The sequence below is a fragment of the Pseudomonas sp. Os17 genome, assembly GCF_001547895.1.
Taxonomy (GTDB): domain Bacteria; phylum Pseudomonadota; class Gammaproteobacteria; order Pseudomonadales; family Pseudomonadaceae; genus Aquipseudomonas.
Genome location: NZ_AP014627.1, coordinates 6,023,372 through 6,045,091, shown reverse-complemented (window position 1 = coordinate 6,045,091; position 21,720 = coordinate 6,023,372). Strand labels below are relative to the sequence as shown.

The 21,720-nt window shown below is 62.1% G+C and carries 21 protein-coding genes; 15 read left to right on the top strand and 6 right to left on the bottom strand.

What is annotated here, in order from left to right:
* Positions 1-106: 106 nt before the first annotated feature.
* The 13 genes from POS17_RS26740 to POS17_RS26680 all read left to right on the top strand — a co-directional run bounded on the left by POS17_RS26740 (position 107) and on the right by POS17_RS26680 (position 12,532).
* Positions 107-1,372: a glutamate-5-semialdehyde dehydrogenase gene (locus POS17_RS26740; RefSeq protein ID WP_060841260.1), complete on the top strand. Its 1,266-nt coding sequence runs from the start codon at positions 107-109 to the stop codon at positions 1,370-1,372.
* The gene (gene nadD, locus POS17_RS26735; RefSeq protein WP_060841259.1) at positions 1,372-2,016 is read left to right on the top strand and encodes a nicotinate-nucleotide adenylyltransferase; all 645 of its coding nucleotides are present in this window, start codon (positions 1,372-1,374) and stop codon (positions 2,014-2,016) included. Before POS17_RS26740 ends, nadD begins: the two co-directional genes overlap by 1 nt.
* Before the next feature lie 60 nt (positions 2,017-2,076).
* Positions 2,077-2,499 carry a ribosome silencing factor gene (gene rsfS, locus POS17_RS26730; protein WP_015637171.1) on the top strand — a complete coding sequence of 141 codons (423 nt, stop codon included), beginning with the start codon at positions 2,077-2,079 and terminating at the stop codon, positions 2,497-2,499.
* Positions 2,500-2,508: 9 nt separating this feature from the next.
* Positions 2,509-2,976, top strand: a complete 468-nt coding sequence (rlmH, locus tag POS17_RS26725; RefSeq protein WP_011063671.1) for a 23S rRNA (pseudouridine(1915)-N(3))-methyltransferase RlmH — start codon at positions 2,509-2,511, stop codon at positions 2,974-2,976.
* A 12-nt stretch (positions 2,977-2,988) separates the two neighbouring features.
* Complete coding sequence (gene mrdA, locus POS17_RS26720; protein WP_060841258.1) at positions 2,989-4,884, top strand: penicillin-binding protein 2; 1,896 nt, start codon at positions 2,989-2,991, stop codon at positions 4,882-4,884.
* Between the two features lie 31 nt (positions 4,885-4,915).
* Positions 4,916-6,019 carry a rod shape-determining protein RodA gene (gene rodA, locus POS17_RS26715; protein ID WP_047306242.1) on the top strand — a complete coding sequence of 368 codons (1,104 nt, stop codon included), beginning with the start codon at positions 4,916-4,918 and terminating at the stop codon, positions 6,017-6,019.
* A 5-nt stretch (positions 6,020-6,024) separates the two neighbouring features.
* Positions 6,025-7,047 (top strand): lytic murein transglycosylase B, encoded by a 1,023-nt coding sequence (gene mltB / locus POS17_RS26710; RefSeq protein ID WP_375136277.1) that lies wholly within the window; start codon positions 6,025-6,027, stop codon positions 7,045-7,047.
* The gene (locus POS17_RS26705) at positions 7,047-8,048 is read left to right on the top strand and encodes a septal ring lytic transglycosylase RlpA family protein (RefSeq protein ID WP_060841256.1); all 1,002 of its coding nucleotides are present in this window, start codon (positions 7,047-7,049) and stop codon (positions 8,046-8,048) included. Before mltB ends, POS17_RS26705 begins: the two co-directional genes overlap by 1 nt.
* A gap of 186 nt (positions 8,049-8,234) precedes the next feature.
* Positions 8,235-9,392, top strand: a complete 1,158-nt coding sequence (locus POS17_RS26700) for a D-alanyl-D-alanine carboxypeptidase family protein (RefSeq protein WP_060841255.1) — start codon at positions 8,235-8,237, stop codon at positions 9,390-9,392.
* An 81-nt stretch (positions 9,393-9,473) separates the two neighbouring features.
* Positions 9,474-9,749 (top strand): DUF493 domain-containing protein, encoded by a 276-nt coding sequence (locus POS17_RS26695; protein ID WP_011063665.1) that lies wholly within the window; start codon positions 9,474-9,476, stop codon positions 9,747-9,749.
* The gene (gene lipB / locus POS17_RS26690) at positions 9,749-10,396 is read left to right on the top strand and encodes a lipoyl(octanoyl) transferase LipB (protein ID WP_060841254.1); all 648 of its coding nucleotides are present in this window, start codon (positions 9,749-9,751) and stop codon (positions 10,394-10,396) included. Before POS17_RS26695 ends, lipB begins: the two co-directional genes overlap by 1 nt.
* 1 nt (position 10,397) lies before the next feature.
* On the top strand, positions 10,398-11,420 hold the full coding sequence (gene lipA / locus POS17_RS26685) for a lipoyl synthase (RefSeq protein ID WP_016964512.1): 1,023 nt from the start codon (positions 10,398-10,400) through the stop codon (positions 11,418-11,420).
* Between the two features lie 164 nt (positions 11,421-11,584).
* Positions 11,585-12,532 carry a S66 peptidase family protein gene (locus POS17_RS26680; RefSeq protein WP_060841253.1) on the top strand — a complete coding sequence of 316 codons (948 nt, stop codon included), beginning with the start codon at positions 11,585-11,587 and terminating at the stop codon, positions 12,530-12,532.
* A 39-nt stretch (positions 12,533-12,571) separates the two neighbouring features.
* Here the strand turns inward: POS17_RS26680 and POS17_RS26675 are convergent, their stop codons facing one another.
* The 5 genes from POS17_RS26675 to leuS form a co-directional block, all read right to left on the bottom strand.
* Positions 12,572-13,894 (bottom strand): lytic murein transglycosylase, encoded by a 1,323-nt coding sequence (locus POS17_RS26675; protein WP_060841252.1) that lies wholly within the window; start codon positions 13,892-13,894, stop codon positions 12,572-12,574.
* 63 nt (positions 13,895-13,957) lie between these two features.
* Complete coding sequence (gene arfA, locus POS17_RS26670) at positions 13,958-14,119, bottom strand: alternative ribosome rescue factor ArfA (RefSeq protein ID WP_015637164.1); 162 nt, start codon at positions 14,117-14,119, stop codon at positions 13,958-13,960.
* A gap of 115 nt (positions 14,120-14,234) precedes the next feature.
* Complete coding sequence (gene holA / locus POS17_RS26665; protein WP_060841251.1) at positions 14,235-15,272, bottom strand: DNA polymerase III subunit delta; 1,038 nt, start codon at positions 15,270-15,272, stop codon at positions 14,235-14,237.
* Between the two features lie 39 nt (positions 15,273-15,311).
* A complete protein-coding gene (locus tag POS17_RS26660; protein WP_060841250.1) occupies positions 15,312-15,917 on the bottom strand; it encodes an LPS-assembly lipoprotein LptE in 606 nt (201 codons plus the stop codon).
* A gap of 88 nt (positions 15,918-16,005) precedes the next feature.
* On the bottom strand, positions 16,006-18,612 hold the full coding sequence (gene leuS / locus POS17_RS26655; protein ID WP_060841249.1) for a leucine--tRNA ligase: 2,607 nt from the start codon (positions 18,610-18,612) through the stop codon (positions 16,006-16,008).
* A gap of 261 nt (positions 18,613-18,873) precedes the next feature.
* Here leuS and POS17_RS26650 point away from each other — a divergent pair, with 261 nt between their 5' ends.
* Positions 18,874-19,191, top strand: a complete 318-nt coding sequence (locus POS17_RS26650) for a hypothetical protein (protein ID WP_060841248.1) — start codon at positions 18,874-18,876, stop codon at positions 19,189-19,191.
* 124 nt (positions 19,192-19,315) lie between these two features.
* On the top strand, positions 19,316-20,077 hold the full coding sequence (locus POS17_RS26645) for a YdcF family protein (RefSeq protein ID WP_060841247.1): 762 nt from the start codon (positions 19,316-19,318) through the stop codon (positions 20,075-20,077).
* Positions 20,078-20,122: 45 nt separating this feature from the next.
* Here the strand turns inward: POS17_RS26645 and lnt are convergent, their stop codons facing one another.
* Complete coding sequence (gene lnt, locus POS17_RS26640) at positions 20,123-21,646, bottom strand: apolipoprotein N-acyltransferase (protein ID WP_060842017.1); 1,524 nt, start codon at positions 21,644-21,646, stop codon at positions 20,123-20,125.
* Between the last annotated feature and the right edge of the window lie 74 nt (positions 21,647-21,720).

Below are 21,720 nucleotides of genomic sequence, written 5' to 3'. Positions count from 1 at the left end.
CGAGTATTTACACTCCATTTCGACCATCCGCCCGTGACCGCTGTCCGTGAACGGGCGCGACAGCTATAATCAGCCGCTTTCCTCTTTGCCAAGACCACACCAGACCATGACTGAGTCCGTTCTTGACTACATGACCCGTTTGGGTCGCGCTGCCCGCCAAGCTTCCCGGGTGATCGCCCGTGCCACCACCGCGCAGAAGAATCGTGCGCTGCTGGCGGCTGCCGATGCCTTGGACGCCGCGCGACCGGAGCTGACCGCAGCCAACGAGCAGGACCTGGCCAACGGCCGGGCCAATGGTCTGGAGCCGGCTCTGCTGGATCGTCTGGCGCTGACGCCCGCGCGTATCGACGAGATGATCGAAGGCCTGCGTCAGGTGGCCAAGCTGCCTGACCCCATCGGTGAAATCCGCGACATGCGCTACCTGCCTTCGGGCATTCAGATGGGCAAGATGCGCGTGCCCCTGGGGGTGATCGGCATCATCTACGAATCGCGTCCGAACGTGACCATCGATGCCGCCAGCCTGTGCCTGAAGTCCGGTAACGCCACCATCCTGCGTGGCGGTTCCGAGGCAATCCATTCCAACCGTGCCATCGCCACCTGCATTCAGCAGGGCCTGGCGGCGGCCGACCTGCCGCCCCACGTGGTGCAGGTGGTGGAAACCACCGACCGCGCCGCGGTGGGGGCGCTGATCACCATGCCCGAATTCGTCGACGTGATCGTGCCCCGTGGTGGCAAGAGCCTGATCGAGCGGGTCAGCCGTGACGCCAAGGTGCCGGTGATCAAGCACCTGGACGGCGTCTGCCACGTGTATATCGATGTGGCGGCGGACCTGGACAAGGCGATTCGCATTGCCGACAACGCCAAGACCCAGCGCTACGCCCCGTGCAACACCATGGAAACCCTGCTGGTTCACGCCGCCATTGCCGAGCGTGTATTGCCGCCGCTGGCCGCGATCTATCGCGACAAGGGCGTCGAACTGCGCGGCTGCGAGCAAACCCGCGCGATCCTGGGGGCCGACGTGCTGCAAGCGACCGAAGAAGACTGGCGCACCGAGTACACCGCGCCGATCCTCTCGATCCGGGTGCTGGACAACCTGGAGCAGGCCATCGAGCACATCAATACCTATGGCTCGCACCATACCGACTCGATCGTCACCGAAAACTTCAGTGATGCCCGGCGCTTCCTCAACGAAGTGGATTCCAGTTCGGTCATGGTCAACGCCTCGACGCGTTTTGCCGACGGCTTCGAGTACGGCCTGGGCGCGGAGATCGGCATCTCCACCGACAAGCTGCATGCCCGCGGCCCGGTGGGCCTGGAAGGCCTGACCAGCGAGAAATACGTAGTTTTCGGCGACGGTCACGTGCGCACTTGATGGGCAAACGTATCGGTCTGCTGGGCGGCACCTTCGATCCAGTGCATATCGGCCACTTGCGTGGCGCACTGGAGGTGGCGGAATCCCTGCAACTCGATGAGCTGCGCCTGGCCCCCAGTGCCAGGCCGCCGCATCGGGATACACCGCAGGTGTCGGCGCTCGATCGTCTGGCGATGGTCGAATGTGCGGTGGCGGGCGTTTCCCCCCTGGTGGTGGACGACCGTGAGCTGAAGCGGGACAAACCGTCCTACACCATCGACACCCTGGAACAGATGCGGGCCGAGTTGGCCGCGGATGACCAGTTGTTTCTGTTGCTGGGCTGGGACGCGTTTTGCGGCCTGCCCACCTGGCATCGCTGGGAAGAACTTCTCCAGCATTGCCACATCCTGGTGCTGCAACGCCCGGATGCCGACAGCGAACCGCCGGATGCCTTGCGCAACCTGCTGGCGGCGCGCTCGGTGAGCGACCCACTGGCCCTGCAAGGGCCGGGGGGGCACATTGCATTCGTCTGGCAGACGCCGCTTGCGGTGTCCGCCACCCAGATCCGTCAACTGCTGGCCAGCGGTAAGTCGGTACGTTTCCTGGTGCCTGACGCGGTCCTGGCCTATATCGATGCTCACGGACTTTACCGTGCGCCGAACTGAAGGAACGCTGCCGGCCTGTGCTGAGCGGCGCTCCAAACATACGAGCTGAACGAGTTTTATATGACTAACCAAGTAATGAAAGGCGAAGATCTGGTCAAGGTGGCTGTCGCCGCGCTGGAAGACGTCAAGGCCCAGGACGTCCTGGTGATCGATGTTCGCGACAAGCAGAGCATCACCGACTACATGATCATCGCCACCGGTACTTCCAACCGCCAGATCGGCGCGATGCTGGAAAAGGTCCGCGAAATGGTCAAGGCCCAGGGCGTGCGTCCACTGGGTGAGGAAGGCAAGGGCGACAGTGACTGGGTGCTGCTGGACCTGGACGACGTGATCGTGCACATGATGACCGCCTCGGCCCGCCAGTTCTACGACCTGGAACGCCTGTGGCAGGGCGCCGAGCAGAGCCGCGCTGCCGATGGCAAGCACCACAGCCCGGAGCATGGCCACGAGCACTTCACCAAGCTCAACAAAGACCAGCAATAAGGGACGGCTGTGCGCCTGCGTCTGATCGCTGTCGGTTCACGCATGCCCAAGTGGGTGGAAGAGGGTTGGCACGAATATGCCAAGCGTCTGCCCTCCGAGCTGGCGCTGGAACTGGTGGAAATTCCGCTCAATACCCGGGGCAAGAACGCCGACGTGGCTCGCTTTATCCGTCAGGAAGGCGAGGCCATGCTGGCCAAGGTCGGGCATAACGAGCGCATCGTTACCCTTGAGGTGCATGGCAAGCCCTGGAGCACCGAGCAACTGGCGGTGGAACTGGATCGCTGGCGCCTCGATTCGCGCACGGTGAATTTCATGGTCGGCGGCCCGGAAGGGCTGGCGCCGGAGGTTTGTGCGCGGGCCGATCAGCGCTGGTCGCTGTCGCCGCTGACCCTGCCGCACCCGCTGGTGCGGATTCTCATCGGTGAACAGCTGTATCGCGCCTGGACCGTGCTGTCCGGGCACCCTTACCACAAGTAGCCCGCGCCCCTAATGTCCCAGCCGATCCGTATCAAGGACCACGAAAAAGACGCCCGTCTGGTGCGTGGCCGGGTCGTGTTCGGCGCCATTATGGTGATCTGCCTGATTGGCGTGCTGATTGCCCGGCTGTATTACCTGCAGGTGATCCAGTACGACTATCACTCCACGCTTTCGGAGAACAATCGGGTGCATGTGCAGCCGATTCCTCCGACTCGCGGGCTGATTTTCGACCGCAACGGCGTGGTGGTGGCTGACAACCGGCCCAGCTTCAGTCTGAGCATGACCCGGGAGCGTTCCGGTGACTGGCAGAAGGTCCTCGATGTGATCGTCGAGGTGCTGGAGCTGACTCCGGAAGATCGGGTGCTGTTCGAAAAGCGCATGAAGCAGGGGCGGCGTCCCTTCGAGCCGGTGCCGATCCTGTTCGAGCTGACCGAAGAGCAGATCGCCCGAATCGCGGTGAATCAGTTCCGTTTGCCCGGGGTGGAAGTGGTGGCCCAGCTGGTCCGGCATTACCCTCAGGGCGCGCACTTTGCGCATTCCGTGGGCTACATGGGGCGGATCAACGAGAAAGAGCTGAAGTCCCTGGACCCGGTGAACTACAGCGGCACCCACCACATCGGCAAGACCGGCATCGAGCGTTTCTACGAGCCGGAACTGCACGGCCAGGTCGGCTACGAAGAGGTGGAAACCAACGCTCGTGGGCGGGTGCTGCGGGTGCTCAAACGCACCGATCCGATTCCCGGCAAGGACATTGTCCTGAGTCTGGACATCAAGCTGCAGGAGGCTGCGGAACTGGCCCTCGGCGGGCGCCGTGGTGCGGTGGTCGCGCTGGATCCGAACACCGGTGAAGTGCTGGCGATGGTCAGCCAGCCGAGCTTCGATCCCAATCTGTTCGTGACCGGCATCAGCTTCAAGGCCTATGCCGAGTTGCGTGATTCGATCGACCGGCCACTGTTCAACCGGGTGCTGCGCGGCCTGTATCCACCGGGCTCGACCATCAAGCCCGCGGTAGCCATTGCCGGGCTGGATGCCGGGGTGGTCACGGCGGCGTCCCGCGTCTACGACCCGGGTTACTACCAGTTGCCCAACTACGATCACAAGTACCGTAACTGGAACCGTACCGGTGACGGTTATGTCGACCTGGATACCGCGATCATGCGGTCCAATGACACCTATTTCTACGACCTGGCCCACAAGCTGGGCATCGATCGGCTCTCGGCCTACCTGAGCAAGTTCGGGATTGGCCAGAAGGTCTCCCTGGATATGTTCGAGGAGTCCCCGGGGCTGATGCCGACCCGTGAATGGAAGCGTGCCACCCGGCGCCAGGCTTGGTTCCCGGGGGAAACCCTGATTCTCGGGATCGGCCAGGGCTACATGCAGTCCACGCCGTTGCAGTTGGCCCAGGCCACTGCGCTGGTCGCCAGCAAGGGCAAGTGGAACCGGCCGCACCTGGCCAAGACCATCGAAGGCGAGAAGCCGGTGGATCACAACCCGATGCCGGACATCGTCCTGCGTGATCCCTCGGATTGGCTGAAGGTCAATCACGGCATGCAGCAAGTGATGCACGGTGCCCGGGGCACGGCGCGCAAGGCGGCAATCGGATCGCCGTATCGCATTGCCGGCAAGAGTGGTACGGCCCAGGTGGTGGCCATCAAGCAGGGTGAGAAGTACGACCGCTCCAAGGTTCAGGAGCGGCACCGCGACCACGCCCTGTTTGTCGGTTTCGCCCCGGCGGAAAACCCGAAAATCGTGGTCTCGGTCATGGTCGAGAACGGTGAGTCGGGGTCCGGTGTTGCCGCTCCGGTGGTGCGTCAGGTGATGGATGCCTGGCTTCTCGGCCAGGACGGCCAGCTCAAGCCTGAGTTCGCCAGCCCTATCAGCGCGGAGGCTACGGCCCGTGAAGAGTAATTTTGACCGCATCCTCTCCAGCGAGGATGTGATGCGTCGCCGCGCGACGCTGCTGCAGCGCCTGCATATCGATGGCCCCTTGCTGGTGCTGCTGCTGACGCTGGCCGCCGGCAGCCTGTTCGTGTTGTATTCGGCCAGCGGCAAGAGCTGGGACCTGTTGGCCAAGCAGGCCACGTCCTTTGGCATCGGCCTGGTATCGATGATTGTCATCGCCCAGTTCGAGCCGCGTTTCATGGCGCGCTGGGTGCCCCTGGCTTATGTGTTCGGCGTGGTGTTGCTGGTGGTGGTGGACGTCATGGGCCACAACGCCATGGGGGCGACCCGCTGGATCAACATTCCCGGGGTGATCCGCTTCCAGCCGTCGGAGTTCATGAAGATTATCATGCCGGCGACCATCGCCTGGTACCTGTCCAAGCGCACGCTGCCGCCGCATCTCAAGCATGTGGGGATCAGCCTGATCCTGATCGGCATTCCGTTCATCCTGATCGTGCGCCAGCCGGACCTGGGGACGGCCTTGCTGATCCTGGCCGGTGGCACTTTCGTACTGTTCATGGGCGGCCTGCGCTGGCGCTGGATCCTCAGCGTGCTGGCGGCCGCGGTGCCAGTGGCGATCGCCATGTGGTTCTTCATCATGCATGACTACCAGAAGCAGCGGATCCTGACTTTCCTCGACCCTGAAAGCGATCCCCTGGGCACTGGCTGGAACATCATCCAGTCCAAGGCGGCGATCGGTTCCGGTGGGGTTTTCGGCAAGGGCTGGTTGCTGGGCACCCAATCGCACCTGGACTTTTTGCCTGAGAGCCACACCGACTTCATCATTGCGGTCATGGGCGAGGAGTTCGGCCTGGTGGGCATCTGTGCGCTGCTCTTGATCTATCTGCTGTTGATCGGGCGCGGGCTGGTGATCACCGCCCAGGCGCAGACGCTGTTCGGCAAGTTGCTCGCAGGCAGCCTGACCATGACGTTTTTTGTTTACGTTTTCGTCAACATCGGTATGGTCAGTGGCTTGTTGCCGGTGGTGGGAGTGCCGTTGCCGTTCATTAGCTACGGAGGAACTTCGCTGGTGACACTACTGTCAGCGTTTGGGGTTTTGATGTCGATCCATACCCATCGCAAGTGGATCGCGCAGGTTTGATTAAGGTGAAGAATTCAATGCAAGCAATGCGTGGCTGGGCCGCTCGGCAAGCGCCGTGGGTCGGTCTGGTAAGCATCCTGGGTGCAGCGCAAACCGCGTTCGCCGGTGATTACGAAGGTTCGCCGCAAGTGGCCGAATTCGTCGGCGAAATGACTCGGGACTATGGCTTTGCCGGGGAACAGCTGATGGGCGTGTTCCGCGAGGCCGAGCGCAAGCAGTCGATTCTTGACGCCATTTCGCGGCCTGCCGAGCGGGTCAAGCAGTGGAAGGAATACCGGCCGATGTTCATCACCGACGCGCGCATTGCCCGCGGGGTGGATTTCTGGCGTCAGCATGAGGCGGTCCTGGCCCGCGCCGAGCAGGAATACGGCGTGCCGGCCCAGGTCATAGTGTCGATCATTGGCGTTGAAACGTTTTTTGGCCGCAATACCGGGAATTACCGTGTAATCGATGCCTTATCGACCCTGGGTTTCGATTATCCGCCGCGGGCCGAGTTCTTCCGCAAGGAACTGCGCGAGTTCCTGCTGCTGGCCCGCGAAGAGCAGCTCGATCCGCTGAGCCTCAAGGGGTCCTACGCCGGGGCCATGGGGCTGCCGCAGTTCATGCCCAGCAGTTTCCGCGCCTATGCGGTGGATTTTGACGGAGATGGGCACATCAATATCTGGACCAACCCGGACGATGCCATTGGCAGTGTGGCCAGTTACTTCAAGCGCCATGGCTGGGTCGCCGGCGAGCCGGTGGTCAGCCGCGCCGATGTGCGTGGCGATCGCGTGGACGAGGGCCTGACCACGGGCATCGAACCGACCAAGACGGTGGGGGAGTTGCGAGCCCTGGGCTGGTCGAGTCATGATGCGCTGCGCGATGATATGCCGGTCACCGCTTTCCGCCTGGAAGGTGACAATGGCCCGGAATATTGGATGGGCCTGAAGAATTTTTACGCGATCACTCGCTATAACCGCAGCGTGATGTATGCCATGGCCGTACATCAGTTGTCTGAACAGCTGGTCCAAGCACGGGGCGTCAAGTAATGCTGGCAATGCCAATCCGCAAACCCCTGAAGCTGCTGGCTTTTGCCACGTTGTCCTTGCTGGTGGTCAGTTGCTCGACGAGCCGCTCGCCGCAGCAGAAATCCTCGAATGCCGTGCGTTCCATGCCTGGGCTGGACGTCAACCGTGCCCACAAGGATGGCGCGCCCTGGTGGGATGTCGACGTTTCGCGGATCCCCGATGCGACTCCGACCCTGCATACCGGCCCGTACAAGGCCAATCCGTATACGGTACTGGGCAAGACCTACTTCCCGATCCAGGAGTCGAAGAACTACGTGGCTTCCGGCACGGCGTCCTGGTACGGGACCAAGTTCCATGGTCAGAACACTGCCAATGGCGAGGTCTATGACCTGTATGGCATGAGTGCCGCACACAAGACCCTGCCATTGCCCAGTTACGTCAGGGTCACCAACCTGGACAACAACCGCAGCGTGATCCTGCGGGTCAACGACCGCGGTCCGTTCTATTCCGACCGGATCATCGACCTGTCCTACGCGGCGGCGAAGAAACTCGGCTATGCCGAAACCGGCACCGCCCGGGTCAAGGTCGAGGGCATCGATCCGCAGCAATGGTGGGCTCAACGTGGCCGTCCGGCGCCGTTGATGCTCAACGAGCCGCAAGTGGCGCAAAATAGCGCGCCGGTGGTCACGGCTTCCGCCGGTACTGTCGAGCAATGGACCCCGCCGCCTCAGCAACACGCGGCCGCAGTGGTTCCGGTACAAGTGAAAAACACTCCTGCAGCCGCCTCAGGCCAGTATTTGCAGGTGGGCGCCTTCGCTAACCCCGATGCTGCCGAGCTGTTGAGGTCGAAATTGAGCAGCATGGTGAGCGCTCCGGTGTTCATCAGCTCGATCGTGCGCAACCAGCAGACGCTGCACCGGGTTCGCCTGGGGCCATTCGGCACGCCGGGTGAGGCCCAGCAAGCGCAGAACAGCGTGCGCTTGGCTAACCTGGGTCAGCCCAGTGTGGTCACCGCCGAGTAGGAACATTGAAGATTGAAGGTCCGCTCGCGGTATTGGGGGGCGGACCCTGGTTGTTGGCTCGTCGAACAACAAAAGCCCGGCAAGGGTCAGTGAGTGAACAACTGCATACGCGACAGCTCGTCAGAAGGCTGTCTGAAATAGTTTTGCCCTCCGGGGCAAGTTTCCATTAGCAACTTCGAGAGACGGATGAACATCACCACCTTTGCCAAACGCCTGTGCCTGCTTGTCCCGCTGATCATCACGCCCGCCGCCTGGGCGGTCGAAGCGATGCCGTCGCCACCGCAACTGGCCGCCAAATCCTATGTGCTCATGGACGCCAGCAGCGGTAACGTGCTGGTGGAGAACAATGGTGACCAGCGCCTGCCGCCAGCCAGCCTGACCAAGCTGATGACTGCCTACATCGCGACCCTGGAGATCCGTCGCGGTCAGATCGGTGAGAACGACCCGGTGACCGTCAGCGAAAACGCCTGGCGTACCGGCGGTTCGCGGATGTTCATCAAGGTGGGATCGCAGGTCACCGTCAGCGACCTGCTGCACGGGATCATCATCCAGTCGGGTAACGATGCCAGTGTCGCGGTTTCCGAGCACATTGCCGGCAGCGAGGACGCGTTCGCCGACATGATGAACAAGACGGCGGCCGACCTGGGCATGAGCAACAGCCACTTCATGAACCCTACCGGTCTGCCGAATCCCGAGCACTATTCGTCGGCTCACGACATGGCGCTGCTGGCGCGGGCGATCATCCACGAAGACCCGGCCCACTACGCCATCTACTCGCAGAAAGAGTTCTTCTGGAACGGTATCAAGCAGCCCAACCGTAACCTGTTGCTGTGGCGCGACAAGACCGTCGACGGTCTGAAAACCGGCCACACTGACGAGGCCGGCTACTGCATGGTGTCTTCGGCCGTGCGTGATGGCATGCGTCTGATCGCCGTGGTGTTCGGCACCAACAGCGAGCAGGCGCGCGCCGCCGAAACCCAGAAGCTGCTGACCTATGGCTTCCGCTTCTTCGAAACCCAGACCTTCTACCAGAAGGGCACCGAGCTGGCCCAGGCCCAGGTCTGGAAAGGCACCACTCATCAGGTCAAGGCCGGTCTGGCCGAAGATCTGACCATGACCATGCCTAAAGGCCAGCTGAAAAAGCTCGCTGCCAGCATGACCATGAACCCGCATCTGGTTGCGCCGATCGCCAAGGGCGACGTGATTGGTAAAGTCGAAGTGAAGCTGGACGATAAGGTGGTGCACAGCGCCGACCTGATCGCTCTGGAAGCGGTCGACGAAGGTGGTATCTTCCGCCGCATGTGGGATAGCATCCGCCTATTCTTCTACGGTTTGTTCAACTGATATTGTCGACCTGCGTGGCCCTCGCTCCGAAGTGGAGTGGGGGTCATGTCCGTCGCCACGGCTTACGAGGCCGTTACTGCCATGACAGACACTGACGTTAAGTCGCACAAGATTGAATTTCCCGTCGATGACTACCCGATCAAGGTGATCGGTGACACGGTTGTCGGCTTCAAGGACACCGTTATCGAGATCCTTGCCAAGTACGCCAAGCTGGACATCAAGTCCCTGGCCGAGCGTCAAAGCAGCAACGGCAAGTACACCACGGTACAACTGCACATCACCGCCACCGGCGAAGACCAACTGCGTGATATCAATAGTGCCCTGCGTGCTACCGGTGTCGTCCACATGGTGCTGTGATGCCGCAAACGCTGGGCTTTCGTGAGCTTGGCCTGATGGCCTACGAACCGGTCTGGCAGGCCATGCAGCGCTTTACCAATGAACGCGGCACCAGCGCGGCAGACGAAGTCTGGCTGGTGCAGCATCCTCCGGTGTTTACCCAGGGCCAGGCGGGCAAGGCCGAGCATCTGTTGCTGCCGGGAGATATTCCGGTGGTGCAGGCCGATCGCGGCGGACAGGTGACTTATCACGGTCCGGGCCAGTTGGTGGCCTACTTGCTGCTGGATGTGCGCAGGCTGGGATTCGGTGTGCGTGATCTGGTCAGTCGCATGGAGCAATGCCTGGTGGAGTTGCTGGCCAGCTATGGCGTGCCGGCGGCGGCCAAGCCCGATGCACCGGGGGTCTACGTCGACGGGGCGAAAATTGCCTCGCTGGGCCTGCGGATCCGGCACGGATGCTCCTTTCACGGTCTGGCCTTGAACGTGGACATGGATTTGCAGCCGTTTCGACGGATTAACCCCTGTGGTTATGCCGGGTTGGCGATGACCCAACTGAGCGACCATGCAGGGCCGATTGAATTTGCCGAGGTAAGTGCCCGGCTGCGTGCGCAGCTCGTCAAACACCTCGACTATGCTGAGCAGACGACCCTAACGGGCGGAATCGACTGATATGACTACTGCGCAAGACGCTGTTGAAACCCTGATCCCGACGCTGGATGTTTCCGAGCGGGCGGCCCGTCCGAAAGTTGAAACCGGCGTCAAATTGCGCGGTGCGGAAAAGGTCGCGCGCATTCCGGTGAAGATCATTCCGACCACCGAGTTGCCGAAGAAGCCGGACTGGATTCGTGTACGCATTCCAGTCTCGCCGGAAGTCGACCGGATCAAGCAGCTGCTGCGCAAGCACAAGCTGCACAGCGTCTGCGAAGAGGCGTCCTGCCCGAACCTGGGCGAATGTTTCTCCGGCGGTACCGCGACCTTCATGATCATGGGTGACATCTGCACCCGTCGCTGCCCGTTCTGTGACGTTGGCCATGGCCGTCCGAAGCCTCTGGATGTCGATGAGCCGATGAACCTGGCGGTGGCCATCGCCGACCTGCGCCTGAAGTACGTGGTGATCACCTCGGTGGACCGTGATGACCTGCGTGACGGTGGTGCCCAGCACTTTGCCGACTGCATTCGCGAGATTCGCAAACTGTCGCCGAACGTTCAGTTGGAAACCCTGGTTCCCGACTACCGCGGTCGCATGGACGTCGCCCTGGAAATTACCGCCGCCACGCCGCCGGATGTGTTCAACCACAACCTGGAAACCGTGCCGCGCCTGTACAAGGCAGCGCGTCCGGGCTCGGACTACCAGTGGTCGCTGACCCTGCTGCAGAAGTTCAAGCAACTGGTACCCCATGTACCGACCAAGTCCGGCCTGATGCTGGGTCTGGGCGAAACCGACGACGAAGTCATCGAAGTCATGAAGCGCATGCGTGAGCACGACATCGATATGCTGACCCTCGGCCAGTACCTGCAACCGTCGCGCAACCACCTGCCGGTTCAACGCTTCGTGCACCCGGACACTTTCGCCTGGTTCGCCGAGGAAGGTTATAAGATGGGCTTCAAGAACGTCGCTTCCGGCCCGCTGGTACGTTCCTCGTATCACGCCGACGAACAAGCGAAGCTGGCCAAAGAAGGCCTGGTTTCCTGATGTAGCCCGCCCGCAAGGCCCTGGCCTTGCGGGCAGCTTTGCCGCTGTTTGGTACGCCTTCTGCGCTGCGCCTCCCTTGTATTCTCCGTGGGTGATTTCCCCTCTTCTGTTTGGTGGCATTCATGGCTACTGTGCTGGGGTGAATTCACACAGGGAGAATCTGCATGCCCATCCAACCCACTGCTGCTCTTCACGCTCATCTGCCGGTGCCGGCATTGGCGGCGGAAGGTGTCATTGGCCTTATCGCCCCCGCCGGTCCTGCAGCTCTGGATACCGAAAAAGCCTGCCAATGGATGCGTTCCAGGGGCTATACGCTGCGGATCTTCCCTGGCGTAGGTCAACAGGATGGTTACCTGGCAGGCAGTGATCAGGTCCGTCTCGATGACTTGCACGGGGCTTTTGCCGATAGCGAAATCGACGCCATTGTGTGTCTGCGCGGGGGCTATGGCAGTCCGCGCCTGCTGGACAAGATCGACTTTGAGTTGCTGCGACGCCATCCCAAGCCATTTGTCGGCTACAGCGACATCACCGCCTTGCACCTGGCGATCAATCGTTATGCGGGCTTTGTCAGCTTTCACGGGCCGATGCTCAATGCCGACCTGCTGGGCGACAAGCAGGCGCCAACCGAGGCGTCTTTTTTCAATATGCTCAGAGGGCAGGTCAAGAGCGGCAGCCTGCTGCCCCATCCGGTAGCCTTTCCCTTGACCACGGTGGAGCCGGGTATCGCCCAAGGGCCGCTGGTGGGCGGCAACCTGTCACTGATTGCCAGTACCTTGGGTACGCCTTACGAAATCAATACCGGCGGCGTCATTCTGTTTATCGAAGACGTCAACGAGCCGCTGTACCGCATCGACCGCCTGCTCAATCACTTGCGTCTGGCCGGCAAGCTGGAGGGGGTGCGCGGGGTCCTGGTCGGGGATGTGGCCGGTGTGGATTTCACCGCGTTGTGCGCGTTGCTCAAGCAGGTCTTCGAGCCCTTGCAGATTCCGGTGCTGGCGGGATGGCGCAGCGGTCACTGCGATCCGAACCTGACCTTGCCGGTGGGGGCGCTGGTCAAGCTGGATGCAGGGGCCAGGGAGTTGACCCTGGCTCAGGACGTGGTGTTCAGGTAAGGCGCTGGCGAAGGAGCCAGCTCCTTCGCACACGCGTGTCTAGCGGCTGCGCAGGCTTTCCAGCAGCTTGTGGGTTGGGTAGCCATCTGCGGGCCAGCCCAGTGCCTGCTGGGCACTGCGAATGGCCTTGCGGGTATTGGCACCAATGATGCCGTCGGGGTTGCCGGCGTCATATTGGTGGGTGCTGAGCAGGGTCTGCAATTCGATGCGTTCGGAGCGGCTCAGGGGAAGATCGTCCTTGGGCCAACTGCCGTTGATCTGACCAGCGCCGCCAAACCGCTCGGACAGCAGATTGACTGCCAGGGCGTAGGACGATGAGTTGTTGTATTTCAGCACTGCCCGGAAGTTATCCAGAATCAGGAACGCCGGCCCTCGGTAACCCGCAGGCAACAGCAACGAAGCGGACAATTGCTCGGAGCCATATGGCAGGGCCTTGCCGTTGCTCGTTGTCATGCCCAGGCTCAGCCACTCGGCCACGGTCTTGCGGGTGGAGGCGTCGGCCAGGGCGTAGTCGAAACCGCTCTTGAGCTGGACCTCAACGCCCCAGGGCTGGCCTTTTTGCCAGCCTGAGCTCTGCAGGTAATGGGCTGTGGAGGCCAGAGCGTCGGCCGGGCTGTTCCAGATATCCCGGCGACCGTCGCCGTCGAAGTCCACGGCGTGGGTGTTGTAGGTGGTGGGAATGAACTGGGTCTGGCCCATGGCGCCGGCCCACGAGCCGAGCATCTTCTCTGGCTGGATGTCGCCGTGCTGGATGATCTGCAAGGCGGCAATCAACTGGCTGTTGGCGAAGGCCGGACGGCGTCCTTCATAAGCCAGGGTGGCCAGGGAGCGGATCACCGACTTGTTGCCCTGGAAGTCGCCGAAATTGCTCTCCATGCCCCAGACCGCCACCAATGCCTGGCGATCCACGCCATAGCGCTGTTCGATCCGCTGCAGGATGTCGCTGTACTGGAGCAGCAGGGCCTGGCCCTTGCGTACCCTGACCGGAGACAGGGCTCCATCCAGGTATTCCCAGACCGGGCGGGTGAACTCCGGCTGGCTGCGGTCAGCCTTGATGACGCTCATGTCCGGGGTGACACCGGCGAAGGCTCGGTCGAAGATGTCGGCGCGAATGCCGACGTTCAGGGCTTCGGTACGGAATGCGTTCAGCCATTCATCGAAGGTCTGTGCGGGTTGGATGTCCAGATTGTCGGCGGTCAGTGGTGCGACAGTAGCGGGTGTGGCGAGGGGGGCTGCCTGGAGGGTGGGCAGCGGCTGGGCGTCGGCGGCGGTAGGTTGTTCCGCGCAGGCGACGAGCAGAACGAGGCTGGAGGCAGCGATCAGTTGGCGCATGTGCCAACGACGGGAAAGACAAAAGGGCATGCACAGGTCCAGAGAGAATAACTATCAGGTGCAGACCTTATCATGCCGACGGGGTTCAGGGCTTCAGGCGGCCAGAAAGTAAGAAGCCTCCCAGCTTTTAGACTGGAAGGCTTCGCGGCGGTAGCTGCCTTTGCCCTTGGCCGGGCGTTCCTGACGGCTGCGGAACAGTGGCTGGGCGACAATGGATTTGGCCTTGTTGGGGCCATGCTTGGATGGCTTGCTCATCGTTTTGTACTCGCGTTTTGTAGAGAGAGGCTGCGGCGCGAATCATCGGCCAGAGTGGAGCGGCTGTCCAGCACTCTGCAGCAGGAAGATGCCAGTCGTGAGATGAGCGGCGTGCTTACTCGGCCGGCAGGGCCAGGCGTTGGCCGGCCATCAGCAGCGACAGGCGGCTCAGGCTGCTCCAGGGCGAACCGCTGGCCTGCCCCTTGATCTGTGCATCGATGCGCTGGGCATCCAGCAGCAACTGCCCCCAGCGCTGTGCAGAGTAACGTTGCAGCGCCTTGCTCATCAGCGGCTTGCGTTTGTCCCAGACCGGAGGGCGGGCCTGACTGAACACCTTGTCCAATGGCACGCCCTGGCTGAATTGCAGGGCCAGGTTGGCCAACAGCCGCAGTTCTCGGGACAGGGCCCAGAGAATCACGGGAGGTTCTACGCCTTCACCGCGCAACCCTTCCAGCATGCGCAGGGCGTGGGCGGCTTCACCGTTGAGAATGGCATCCACTAGCCCGAACACATCGAAACGCGCACTGTCGGCCACTGCGGCCTGGACCGTTTCGACGGTGATCTGTCCACCTTCAGCCATCAGCTTGAGTTTTTCGATTTCCTGGGCCGCGGCCAGCAGGTTGCCCTCGACCCGCGCGGCGATCAGCTCCACCGCGTCCTGGCTGGCGGACAGCCCGGCTTGGGACAGTCGCTGACGAATCCACTGTGGAAGCTGGTTGGCGTCCACCGGCCAGATCTGTACGAACTGGGTCTGGGCACCTTCCACCAAGGCCTTGCCCCACTTGGTCTTCTGTGCGCTGCCGTCGAGCTTGGGCAGGCTGATCAGCAGCACTGTGTCCTCGGCCGGACGCGAACAGTACTCGATCAGCGCTGCGGCGCCCTTGTCTCCTGGCTTGCCCGAGGGCAGGCGCAGTTCCAGCAGGCGTTTTTCCGCAAACAGCGACATGCTGGCCCCGGCTTGCAGCAGGCTGCCCCAGTCAAAGCTGGCATCGGCACTGAATACCTGGCGCTCGTCGAATCCCTGCTGGCGTACGGCAGAGCGGATGGCGTCGGCGGCTTCCTGGCAGAGCAGGGGATCATCGCCGCTGATCACATAGACCGGCGCGAGAGGACCTTGCAGGTGTTTGCCGAGTTGGGCGGGTGCGAGTTTCATAGGCGGGGGCCAATGGGGCGCGTGAGCGCCCCACACGGCTTACTGGTTCGGCAGTTCCAGGGGGGACTGCTGCGGAGTTTCCGCCTCAGCCTTGCGTGCAGCTTCCAGCGCCTGGGCTTCGGCCTTGGCTTTGGCTTCGGCTGTGGCTTGCAGTTGAGCAAGCTGGTCCGGGGTCAGCAACTGCAGACGGATCAGCATGCGCTGGATCAGGTCGCGGCGCATTTCCTTGCGTGTTTCAGACGATTCCTGATCGGAGCCGGTGATGTTGTTGCCGTCATGCACGAAGACCTTCTGCACTTCCAGCTTGTCGTCGAGCAGATGCAGGTTGTCGTGCGTCAGGATTTCGTACCTGAGTGTGGTGCCGATCTCGTATTCGGCCGAGCTGCCACCGCCGGTGTAACTGAGGGTGCGCTGGGAGTTTTCCTCGTTCAGCAGCACCAGTTTGTAAGGCGCGCCGGCATGGACCCGTACACCGCTGCTTTCCAGTTGTTGCTGGAGCATTTTCACGGTGGGGCCGTAGGCATCCCGGGCGCTCAGGTCGAGTTCCTTGATGGTCAGCTCATGGGTTCCCGTTCCGCGCAACTGGAAGCCACAGGCGCTCAGCAGCACGGCCAGACCCATCACCAGCAGGTTACGTTTGATCATGTATTGCTCCCCTTGAAACCATATGGGCCACCTTGTGGCCCTGGAGGTTTTGTTCGGCGCCCGATCCCGGACCGGGCGCCTGATCCAATTAGCTGGCGACGATATTGACCAGTTTGCCCGGCACCACGATGACCTTGCGGATGGTCAGGCCTTCGGTGAAGCGCAGCACGTTCTCGTTGCTGCGAGCCGCGGCTTCGACTTCTTCACGGCTGGCGCTGGCCGGCATTTCGATCTGGCCACGCAATTTGCCGTTGACCTGGATGACCAGTTGCAGGCTGTCTTGAACCAGGGCGCTTTCGTCCAGAACCGGCCAGCCGGCATCGATGATGGCGCCTTCCTGACCCAGCTGTTTCCACAGTTCGTGACTGATATGCGGAGTGATCGGAGCCAGCAGCAGGGCTACGGTCTGCAGGCCTTCCTGCAACAGGGCGCGGTCCTGGTTGCTGCCTTGCGGGGCTTTTTCCAGGACGTTCATCAAGGTCATCACCTGGGCGATGGCGGTGTTGAATTTGTGGTGCTGGCCGACATCCTGGCTGGCCTGCTTGATGGCCAGGTGGATGGCGCGGCGAATGGCTTTCTGTTCGTCGCTCAGGGTGGCGATATCCAGTGCTTGCGGCAGCCCTTGGCTGACATGGGCCTGGGCCAGGCGCCAGACGCGCTTGAGGAAGCGGTGCGCACCTTCGACACCCGAGTCGGACCATTCCAGGCTCAGCTCGGGCGGCGACGCGAACATCATGAACAGGCGGCAGGTATCGGCACCGTATTGCTCGATCATCGATTGCGGATCAACGCCATTGTTCTTCGACTTGGCCATCTTCTCGGTGCCGCCGATTTCCACCGGCAGGCCGTCGCTGATCAGTTTGGCCCCGATGATCTTGGCCTTGCTGTCGCGCTCCAGCTCAACGTCCGCCGGGTTGTACCAGGTGTAGGCGCCATTGGCCTCACGGCGATAGTAGGTTTCGGCAATCACCATGCCCTGGGTCAGCAGGTTCTTGAACGGCTCGTTGGAGCTCACCAGGCCTTCGTCACGCATCAATTTGTGGAAGAAACGTGCGTAAAGCAGGTGCAGGATGGCGTGTTCGATGCCGCCGATGTACTGATCCACCGGCAACCAGTGGTTGGCCGCCGCCGGGTCCACCAGGCCGCCTTCATAGTGTGGCGAGGCGTAGCGCGCGTAGTACCACGAGGACTCGACGAAGGTGTCCATGGTGTCGGTTTCACGCTTGGCAGGCTGGCCGCATTTCGGGCAGTTGCACTCGTAGAACTCGGGCATGCGGGCCAAAGGCGAACCGGCACCATCGGGTACCACGTCTTCCGGCAGCACCACCGGCAGCTGGTTTTCCGGGACCGGAACGTCGCCGCAGCTGTCGCAATGGATGATCGGGATCGGGCAGCCCCAGTAGCGCTGGCGGCTGATGCCCCAGTCCCGCAGGCGGAACTGGGTGCGTGATTGACCGAGGTTTTTCTTCAGCAGGGCCGCTTCGATAGCGTCGAACGCGCCAGGGAAATCCAGGCCGTCGAATTCGCCGGAGTTGATCAGTTCGCCGTGCTCGCCGTAAGCGTCCTGCCATGGCGCAGGGGTTTCATCGCCGGCGCTGGTGCGTACCACGGCCTTGATCGGCAGGTTGTACTTGCTGGCGAATTCGAAATCGCGCTCGTCGTGAGCCGGGACAGCCATGACCGCGCCATCGCCGTAGTGCATCAGCACGTAGTTGGCCACCCACACCGGGAGCTTTTCGCCGGTCAGCGGGTGTTCGACGAACAGCGAGGTGGCCAGGCCTTTTTTCTCCTGGGTCGCCATGTCCGCTTCGGCGACGCTGCCGCCTTTGCATTCGGCGATGAACGCCTGCAACTCGGGGTTGTTGCGTGCGGCCAGGGTTGCCAGCGGGTGCTCGGCGGCGACGGCGACATAGGTCGCGCCCATCAGGGTATCCGGACGGGTGGTGAACACCTTCAGGGTGCCGGTTTCGCCGATCGATGCCTGATCGTAGGGGAACTGCACTTCCATGCCGCGGGACTTGCCGATCCAGTTGCGTTGCATGGTCTTGACCTGCTCGGGCCAGCCCGTCAGTTCGTCGAGACTCTCCAGCAGCTCATCGGCATAGGCGGTGATCTTGAAGTAGTACATCGGGATTTCGCGCTTCTCGATCAGCGCGCCGGAACGCCAGCCGCGGCCGTCGATCACTTGCTCGTTGGCCAGGACGGTCTGGTCGACCGGGTCCCAGTTCACGGTGCCGTTCTTGCGATAGATCACGCCTTTTTCGAACAGGCGGGTGAACAGCCACTGTTCCCAGCGGTAGTAGTCCGGCTTGCAGGTAGTGACCTCGCGGGACCAGTCCACCGCCAGGCCCAGGCTGCGCAGCTGGGTCTTCATGTAGGCGATGTTTTCGTAGGTCCACTTGGCGGGAGCCACGTTGTTCTTCATCGCGGCGTTTTCCGCCGGCATGCCGAAGGCATCCCAACCCATGGGTTGCAGGACGTTCTTGCCTTGCATGCGCTGGTAGCGGGAGATCACGTCGCCGATGGTGTAGTTGCGCACGTGCCCCATGTGTAGCTTGCCGCTGGGGTAAGGGAACATCGATAGGCAATAGTAGGTTTCCTTGCCTGGCTGTTCACTGACTTCAAAGGACTTTTGCTCGTCCCAGAACGACTGGGCGGCGGCTTCGATTTCACGGGGCTGATAGTGTTCGTGCATGGCTACTTTTGTACTGAATAGGGGTGGCCTAATCCTCTTCAATGCAACCACGGGGAGCGATGACGCCAAATACGGCGATTTTCAGTGCCCGATGGAGCTGGAAGTGGAGTTACAGGAAGCGCCGTAGCATACATGACCGCACTCTGCCGAGGGAAACCTTGATTGCTCGGCCGGGCCGTTGGTCGCAGCGGCGCGACGCTTTCGGTCGTCCGACTAAGCTCAAAAAGGGGAGTGAGTCTTATTCTTCGATGAGGTGAACGGATGCTTGAATCGCAGCGAAAAGTAACAGAACCAGAGGTGTATGAAAGGCTGCTGAATCGACTGGCTCTGGCCCTGGATGCACTGAAGACTGCGGATCGACTGCGTGATGAGCGGCCTGTCGAGTTGGAGCTGCGGGGCTTGAGCAGTGCTGAGTTCGAATTGATCCGGGCCTATCTGGCTCGTAGCCAGCGTGAAATGCAGATCAGCATGCCGGGTGATCGGCAGCAGGAAATGCCCCGTTCAGCCAAGATCATTTGGTTGAAGGATCAGGCGCCCGTCAAGGAATCGGTGAAAGTCCGATCGCATCAGTGCAAGTAGTCTCCGGACTGCGTTTGGGGCCCATGAGGTCGTTGCCGAGGCGTTCATGAGCAAAAGTACTCGGCACTGGTTGTTGCAGCAGGGCTTTGACCTTTAGGCTTCGGGCATCTTTTGGAGATGCCCGATGCCTTTTCGTTATTTCATCAAGCAGTTGTTGTTGCCCCCCGGCATTCTTTTGCTGCTGCTCCTGTTTGCCTGGTGCCTGCGTCACTCCCGTCCGCGGCTGGCGCGATGCTGCTTTGTTCTGGGTTTGGGCGGTTTCTGGCTGATGAGCTTGCCGGTGATGGTGGAGTGGGGCGCGCGCGGGTTGGAGCAGTTGCCTCCTTTGCCTCAGGGGGAGTGGGCGAGCCTGGCCCAGCAGGCGGATGCGATTGTGGTCCTGGGCTCAGGCCGCGAGCGCGGCGATCCGGCCTGGGGTTCTGATCAGCCCACCGGCGTGGGGCTGGAGCGTGAGCGCTACGCTGCGCGTTTGGCCAAGGCATCCGGGTTGCCGTTGCTGACCAGTGGTGGCTTGCATTACGGCACGCCGCCCACCGAAGCGGCGCTGATGGCCGAGTCCTTGCTCAATGACTTTGGCGTGACGGTGCGCTGGCAGGAAGGTCGCAGTCGCACCACCTGGGAGAACGCGCAATTCAGCGCCGAAGTCTTGCAACCCTTGGGTATCAGGCGCGTGGTGGTGGTGACCCAGGCCTGGCACATGCCTCGCGCCGTCTGGAGTTTCGAGCATGCGGGGTTTGACGTGGTACCGGCCCCGGTGGGCTTTCTCGGGGTGGACAACGCCCGTCCGCTGGGCGGCTGGATGCCGGAGTTCAAGTCGATCTGGCAGAGCGGCCAGCTGCTTAACGAGGCGGTGGGACAACTCGGTTACCGAGTCTTCTATCGCTGAGTGGCGCGCCAGCTCCCGCAGGAGCCGGCTGGCCGGGGATGGGCTTCAAACGGTCTTGGCAATGCGACTGGCCAACAGGGCCCAGCCGAACAGTAGGGTGCAGAGCACCACCAGCGGCCACGAGCGCCACTTCAGATAAGGCGTCAGATTGTGCATGGGCACCACTTCGCCATACAGGATGCCGCGCTCGAACTGTGGAATCTGCACGGTGATCTTGCCGAACGGGTCGATCAGCCCGGTGACGCCGTTGTTGGTGGCGCGGATCATCCAGCGTCCTGCCTCCAGGGCGCGCATCTGTGCCATCTGCAGATGCTGCAGGGGGCCGATGGAGGTGCCGAACCAGGTGTCGTTGCTGATGGTCAGCAGCAGGTCGCTGCGGGCCGAAAGACCGGCGGCGAACTCGGGATAGACCACTTCGTAGCAGATGAAGGGGGCAATCTGATAGCCCTTGGCCTGCAGCAACGGCTGGTCCGCCGGGCCACGGGCAAAGTCCGACATCGGCAGGTTGAAGAAGTCGATCAGGCCGCGCAGGACTTCCTGCAGGGGAACGTACTCGCCAAAGGGCACCAGTTTTTGTTTCAGGTAGGTGCCGTCGCCTTCGCCGGTCACGGTAATGCCGTTGAAGTAGCGTTTTTCATGGTGCACCAGCTGGCGCACCGGAACCCCGGTAATCAGTGCGGAATGACGGTCGGCGGCAAAGTTGCCCATCATCGTTAGGTAGCCTTCGGCGGATTCCTTGAGCACCGGAACCGCGGTTTCCGGCCAGACCAGCAGGTCCACCCGCTTGCTGCTGAAACTCATGTCGCGGTACAGGGCCAGTTGGGCATTGAGCTGGGCGGGGTCCCATTTCATGCTTTGTTCGATGTTGCCCTGGATGGCCGCTACCGACATGGGGTCTCCCGACGGGCTGGTCCAGGCATGGCCTTTGAGCGCCAGGCCGATCACCCAGGGAGCTGCCAGCAGTAGCAGGCCGGCGACAATGAACCCTTTGCGCCCGGCCTTGATCAGGCGCGGCAGGTTGTAGAGCAGCGCGGCGGTCAGGGCTAGGGAGAAGGAGATCAGCCAGATTCCGCCCACTGGCGCGAGCCCGGCCAGGGGGCCGTCGAGCTGGCTGTAGCCGGAGTAAAGCCAGGGGAAACCGGTGAGGAACCAGCCGCGAAACGCCTCCTGGCCTAGCCACAGGGCAGCAAACGCCAGAGCATCCGCCAGCGGTGCTTCATTGCGCCGCAACCAGCGGGCCCAGAGCCAGGCGGGCAGGGCAAAGAACCAGGCAATGGCGGCGATGAAAGCCAGCATCAGCAGGCCGGCGAGCAAGGCCGATGCGCCGCCGTAGGTGTGGATGCTGACGTAGATCCAGCTGGTGCCGGCGCCGAACAGGCCGAAGCCGAAGCACCAGCCCCGGCCCAGGGCCTGGCGTGGCGTCAGTTCTCGCAGGCCGGCATAGAACAACCCTACCGCCAGCAAAGCCAGGGGCCAGATGTTGTAGGGCGCCAGCGCCAGGGTGGTGATGGCGCCGGCTGCCACGGCCAGCAGGTTGCCGGGCCAGCCGGGTCGGGTTGAGCGCTGCAAGAGGCGTTTCATCAGCTCTTTCCTGTTTCGCACCGGGCAGGGCGCGAGGAGATGGGTGGGTTGGATTCAGGTGG

Coding starts and splice junctions, on each gene's coding strand:
- POS17_RS26740 (WP_060841260.1), top strand. CDS start 107: ATGACTGAGTCCGTTCTTGACTACATGACCCGTTTGGGTCGCGCTGCC.
- nadD (WP_060841259.1), top strand. CDS start 1,372: ATGGGCAAACGTATCGGTCTGCTGGGCGGCACCTTCGATCCAGTGCAT.
- rsfS (WP_015637171.1), top strand. CDS start 2,077: ATGACTAACCAAGTAATGAAAGGCGAAGATCTGGTCAAGGTGGCTGTC.
- mrdA (WP_060841258.1), top strand. CDS start 2,989: ATGTCCCAGCCGATCCGTATCAAGGACCACGAAAAAGACGCCCGTCTG.
- rodA (WP_047306242.1), top strand. CDS start 4,916: ATGCGTCGCCGCGCGACGCTGCTGCAGCGCCTGCATATCGATGGCCCC.
- POS17_RS26705 (WP_060841256.1), top strand. CDS start 7,047: ATGCTGGCAATGCCAATCCGCAAACCCCTGAAGCTGCTGGCTTTTGCC.
- POS17_RS26700 (WP_060841255.1), top strand. CDS start 8,235: ATGAACATCACCACCTTTGCCAAACGCCTGTGCCTGCTTGTCCCGCTG.
- POS17_RS26695 (WP_011063665.1), top strand. CDS start 9,474: ATGACAGACACTGACGTTAAGTCGCACAAGATTGAATTTCCCGTCGAT.
- lipB (WP_060841254.1), top strand. CDS start 9,749: ATGCCGCAAACGCTGGGCTTTCGTGAGCTTGGCCTGATGGCCTACGAA.
- lipA (WP_016964512.1), top strand. CDS start 10,398: ATGACTACTGCGCAAGACGCTGTTGAAACCCTGATCCCGACGCTGGAT.
- POS17_RS26680 (WP_060841253.1), top strand. CDS start 11,585: ATGCCCATCCAACCCACTGCTGCTCTTCACGCTCATCTGCCGGTGCCG.
- POS17_RS26675 (WP_060841252.1), bottom strand. CDS start 13,894: ATGCCCTTTTGTCTTTCCCGTCGTTGGCACATGCGCCAACTGATCGCT.
- arfA (WP_015637164.1), bottom strand. CDS start 14,119: ATGAGCAAGCCATCCAAGCATGGCCCCAACAAGGCCAAATCCATTGTC.
- holA (WP_060841251.1), bottom strand. CDS start 15,272: ATGAAACTCGCACCCGCCCAACTCGGCAAACACCTGCAAGGTCCTCTC.
- POS17_RS26660 (WP_060841250.1), bottom strand. CDS start 15,917: ATGATCAAACGTAACCTGCTGGTGATGGGTCTGGCCGTGCTGCTGAGC.
- leuS (WP_060841249.1), bottom strand. CDS start 18,612: ATGCACGAACACTATCAGCCCCGTGAAATCGAAGCCGCCGCCCAGTCG.
- POS17_RS26650 (WP_060841248.1), top strand. CDS start 18,874: ATGCTTGAATCGCAGCGAAAAGTAACAGAACCAGAGGTGTATGAAAGG.
- POS17_RS26645 (WP_060841247.1), top strand. CDS start 19,316: ATGCCTTTTCGTTATTTCATCAAGCAGTTGTTGTTGCCCCCCGGCATT.